General features: G+C 60.7%; 4 protein-coding genes. 3 read left to right on the forward strand and 1 reads right to left on the reverse strand.

The window, feature by feature from the left end:
- Nucleotides 1-122: 122 nt before the first annotated feature.
- The 3 genes from GGQ88_RS20875 to GGQ88_RS20885 are packed head-to-tail and all read left to right on the forward strand — an operon-like array spanning nucleotide 123 to nucleotide 3,591.
- Nucleotides 123-1,670 (forward strand): tyrosine-type recombinase/integrase, encoded by a 1,548-nt coding sequence (locus tag GGQ88_RS20875; RefSeq protein WP_026149763.1) that lies wholly within the window; start codon nucleotides 123-125, stop codon nucleotides 1,668-1,670.
- Nucleotides 1,664-2,578 (forward strand): tyrosine-type recombinase/integrase, encoded by a 915-nt coding sequence (locus GGQ88_RS20880; RefSeq protein WP_019053427.1) that lies wholly within the window; start codon nucleotides 1,664-1,666, stop codon nucleotides 2,576-2,578. The genes GGQ88_RS20875 and GGQ88_RS20880 overlap by 7 nt, the downstream gene beginning before the upstream one ends.
- On the forward strand, nucleotides 2,575-3,591 hold the full coding sequence (locus GGQ88_RS20885; RefSeq protein WP_019053426.1) for a tyrosine-type recombinase/integrase: 1,017 nt from the start codon (nucleotides 2,575-2,577) through the stop codon (nucleotides 3,589-3,591). Before GGQ88_RS20880 ends, GGQ88_RS20885 begins: the two co-directional genes overlap by 4 nt.
- Here GGQ88_RS20885 and GGQ88_RS20890 read toward each other — a convergent pair.
- Nucleotides 3,581-5,112 (reverse strand): hypothetical protein (locus GGQ88_RS20890; protein WP_183615335.1); only part of this gene is annotated, 1,532 nt, incomplete at its 5' end. The genes GGQ88_RS20885 and GGQ88_RS20890 overlap by 11 nt on opposite strands.

The following is a 5,112-nucleotide window of genomic DNA, read 5'->3' on the forward strand; positions in this document are numbered from 1 at the left end:
TTCTTTGCAGTCGCAGTTTATGTCGAGCGTGGTGGCGGGAGGCGCAGGTTTCCTTCGGTTTTCCATGATTTCACTCCAGATAATTACGGTTCCCTCGACCTCAACAAGTCGAAGGAACCAACATGCGATCAAGATCATCATTGCCGTTTCGAGCGGCCCCGCTCCGGGTCGAAGACCCGCCCAGTCACGGCACCCTTCTCACCACATTCCTCTCCTCTCAGTCGCTCGACGAGAAGTCAGGCTGTGCGGTTCTGTATGGCGCGGCGGTCCGCCATTTCCTGCATTGGCTGGGCCTGCATAGGATCGCCATCCGCACGATTGACGATCGGGCTGTCCGGCGGTTCGAAAAGCATGGGTGCCGGTGCCACCGGTATTCGGCGCAGCAAGCGCACTACAAGGCTGACCAAGCAGCAAGGGTCAGGCGCTTCGTCCGGTTCCTGGAAGATCAAGGCTACGTCGAAGTCGACGACGGGATCGACGATCTGCCACGGCACCTCGCCGACTATTCCGATGCGATCGATCGCCTGCAACTTGCCGAGGGACCGGCACAGGCCTATCGGTCCGAGGCCGAGCATTTCGTGGCCTGGCTTCGCATGGCGCGGCGCCAATGGATCGATATCGATGACACGATCATCGACCACTATGCAGCGCATGATTGCCGATGCCCGGTCTGGCGCAAGCGGGGCAAGTTGGTCGCAACGGGCACCAAGCGGCGGCGGCGATGCGCACGGCACTTCGTCGAGTTCCTGCGAGGCCGGGGCGCCATCCCATTGGTTGAACCGGTGGCGGACGATGACCCGCACATGTCGGCTTACTTGGCATGGCTCAAGCAACACCGCGGCGCCACGGACGAGACGATCCGGCGCTACCGGACCGATATCAGACGGCTCATGCCAATGCTGGGCGAGCCTTCGCAATGGGATGCCGCCGGACTCAGGAGCGCATTCCAACGACGAAGCAAGGAGACGCCGGGGTCGGCATCGCTGCTCGTCACGATAATGAGGAGCTACATCCGGTTTCTGGTCGTGCGTGGCGAGTGCCGGCCGGCATTGTTGCATGCAGTTCCATCAGTACAGCGCTACCGCCTTTCGACGCTGCCGCGCCACGTCGACCCGGCAACGATCGAGAGGATCATTGCGGCCTGTCCGACAGATCGTCCGGTGGAAGTCCGGGACAAGGCCATCATTCTCCTGCTCGCCAGGCTCGGCCTGCGGGCTGCCGATATTCAGAACATGCGTCTCGACGACATCGACTGGCGATCCGGCCACCTGACGGTCAAGGGCAAGACGCGTCGACCGGACCGCCTGCCATTGCCGCAGGATGTTGGCGACGCGATCCTGGCATATCTTGCGGCAGCCCGCCCGAAGGCCGCCGAAGAGCATCTGTTCCTGCGTGCACAAGCACCGTTTCGGCCATTCCGCTCGTCCGCTGAGATAGCGGGCATCGTCGCTCGTACGCGCGACCGCGGTGGGATCGAAGGAGTGCCGACCGGGTCGCACATATTCCGGCATTCGCTTGCCACCAACCTGCTGCGCGCGGGCGCAGGCCTGGAGTCCGTCGGGACCATCCTGCGTCACAGCTCGCCCGAGACCACTGCCATCTACGCCAAGGTCGATCTGCCGATGCTCATGAAGATCGCGCAGCCCTGGCCGGGAGAACAGTCATGCTGAACATCCACATTTCCAGATACGTGGCGCTGCATCGCAGCCTCGGGCTGAAGTTCTCTGAACAGGAACGCATGCTGCGCCTGTACGCCGCCTACGCCGGGGGTTTCGGCGATCGGCACACTCAGGTCCAGCGCATCTACGACTGGTGCCATACGTCGAGCTCACAATATGTGGCCCGCCGGAGGTTCGACACCGCACGTAACTTCAGCCTTTTCGCTCACGCCGAAGATTCAGGCCACGAAGTTCCGCCTGCCGGCGTCTTCGGTCGGGGCAAGCGGCCACGCCCGACGCCGACCATCATTGAGCCGGACCAGGTGCGGGCGATCATGACTGCTGCATTGGACGTTCCACCCCAAGGCACGATCAGCCCACACACGTACCATTACCTGTTCGGGCTGCTGGCGGCGACAGGTCTCCGGATTTCCGAGGCCCTCGCATTACAATGCAAAGATCTGGTCGAGGATGGCCTGATCGTCCGCAACGGCAAGTTTGGCAAGCAGCGGCTGATTGCCTTGCAGCCATCGACGCGCCAAGCACTCGAAGCCTATCTCGCCCTCCGCGAGAAGCACGCGGCCAGGGGCAACGACCTGTTCGTCACTATCCGGGGACGGGCACCGCACAAGGTGCGCGCCCACGTCGTGTTCGTCAGATTGGCCCGGCAGCTCGGATATCGTGGACCAACCGGTACGGCGGGCATGCGACTCCACGATCTGCGGCACACCTTCGCTGTCCGTTCCCTTGAGTCCTGCCCACCTGACAGGGAGGCCATCGCTCACCACATGGCCGGTCTCAGTGTCTATCTGGGGCACGCGTCGGTCGCCAACACGTACTGGTATCTCGAGGCCACTCCGGTGCTGCTGCGCGACATTGCGGCTGCGAGCGAGCAGCTTTACCGGGGAGAGGCGGCATGACGGCGCTCGCTCCGCATCTCTCGGCATACCTGCGTGAGCATCTGCCACGCGAACGTGCTGTCAGCCCGCACACAGTGAAGACTTATGCCAACTGCTTCGTCCTCCTCGTTCAGTTCGCTGCCGATCGGCTGAAGCGTCGGCCGACCGATCTTGAGATCGAGGATCTCGGCCCCGACATGATCATGGCTTTCCTGGACCATGTCGAGACCGGGCGCGGCAGCTGTGTGCGGACCCGCAATGGCAGGCTCGCCGCGATCCGGTCCTTCTTCCGGTACATCGAGTATCGGATTCCGGCCTGCCTGGATCTGGCCCTCCGCGTCAGATCGATCCCGACCAAGAAGACCGACAAGGCGCTGATCGACTACCTCGACCGGGCCGAGATCAAGGCTTTGCTCGATGCCCCGGATCCCCGGACACGCCTTGGCACCCGCGATCGCGCGATGCTGCATCTGGCCTATGCCGGCGGGCTGAGAGTGTCGGAACTCGTAACGCTGCAGCTGCGCGATTTCCCGGACCGCTCCCTGTCCACCGTGCACATCATGGGCAAGGGTCGGCGTGAACGGGTCCTGCCGCTCTGGAAAGAGACCCAGTTCGTATTGCGCGCGTGGCTTGCGATACGGCCCGACGCGCAAGCTGCCGAGATATTCCTCAATGCCAACGGGCAGCCCATGACCCGCGACGGATTTGCGTTCCGTTTGGCCGAGCACGTCAAGACCGCGGCAACGAAGCAGCCGTCGATCCTTGGCAAGCGGGTTACGCCGCACGTGCTGCGGCATTCCTGTGCGATGCACACGCTCGCGGCGACCGGGGACATTCGCAAGGTTGCATTGTGGCTCGGCCACGCCAGCATCCAGAGCACCGAGACCTATTTGCGCGCCGATCCCGAGGAGAAGCTGCAAATCCTCGCGGCTCACGGCGCACCCGCCATCAGGCCCGGGCGCTTCAAGCCGCAAAGCGACGATCTACTATCAATGCTTCAGGAAATACGTGCAGGAGGTCATGTCAAAATTTGACACAGGTCCGCATCGCAGTTCGAAGCGCCAGTGGCGCTCCCGCCAACAAAGCTTCGCCTTCGAGGCGGCCGTTGATGCGTAGCATAACCGAACCGTTTTGACGGAGAAGCATCGGAATGAGTTGGGAACCAGTGAGGTTGGCCTGCCAAAACGTGCTCTGAGCGTTCGCGCGGCCGGTCGGAATGTCAATTAATCGACCAGCAAAATTCCATGTAACCGTAACGCGCGGCACCGTCGCGGGCTTGTTAAGGAGCATGGCCATCATGGGGCGGTTGCCTTCACAAAACAGGCTAAACGACTTGATGTTTGGCGAAGCAGCTACATCGACATAGGCCATTGGGGCGCGACCTTGGACCGGCACGACCTCCCAAGCAGTCCCAGGCAGCGGCACTGCGTCCTCAGGTGGGCTGTCCATAAGCAGGCGAGCAATGTCCTGGGGCACGGGCAAGCGGCCTCCTTGAGGCGCATAGACCGTCAACTTTCCCTTTTCCCAAAGGCCAATTTGAACAGCACGGCGATTTGCATCAAGCAAAACATAGGCTTGCTCTACACCGCCTTGATGCGGCGCATTTCCCGTAACCCAATAGAGAGATCCTTGTCGTTGGAGACCGGATATCGCCGAAAGATTGCTGGCCAGCAGGTCTATTTTGCGGCCCAAACGCGAACGTATCGCGTCAGCTATCGGACCACTTGTCAAAAGATCTATTCCGTTGGGATCGGAATCACTTTGGAATTTTCCTATGGAACTCGCAAGATTGGTCCAGGCTAGCGGCGTCGGTTTTCCCAAGACTGGCCTTGCTTGCAGAGGTGCTTTTGAAGCAGCAGATGCCGGCCCAGACCCCTTGCACAAGAGCAGTGGGGATTGCGACACGAGCGCTGACTTGAACGGATCCAGGCGCTGTCCAGGCGCGACGTCTGCTTCAAGGCGGACTACGCCTCGCTTTTCGTCGTCATTGACCGTCAAGATCACGCGTCCGAAATCGTTGGCATTGACAGGAAAAGGAAAAAAGACCGCGCTAACGCCTTCATAGGTCGGGCCAAGAAACGAAGCCGCGTACTCAAACCGGGTGCTTTTTACAGTCTGACCAGACGCTTTGAAAGTAAAGCCGGTTTCGTTGATCTCAAGGCTCGCCCCTCGAGAGCAATCGCCACGCGGCGCATACGAGCCATAGCTTCCTTCGAGATCCATGCCTTTTAATGACGTCAATGTCACTGCGCCTGCGACGCCGGGCAAGCCCAGAAAAATCCCTGCGAGAAAAACGATAATGGGGCGCTTGGGCAGTTTGTTCGGCATGGCAGATCTCCATGGCGGACAGCCTTGCATCGGGACCTCGATTGAAAGCGACGAACGACTGCCTCGGGGATTTTCTACAACCTGCACCATTCCAGCGGTGCCGACAATCCTAACGGCCCCAGCATTCAACCTTGTCAGGCAATTATCTGGAGTGAAATCATGGAAAACCGAAGGAAACCTGCGCCTCCCGCCGCCACGCTCGACATAAACTGCGACTGCAAAGAATA

This window comes from Novosphingobium hassiacum, from assembly GCF_014196055.1.
GTDB classification, from domain to species: domain Bacteria; phylum Pseudomonadota; class Alphaproteobacteria; order Sphingomonadales; family Sphingomonadaceae; genus Novosphingobium; species Novosphingobium hassiacum.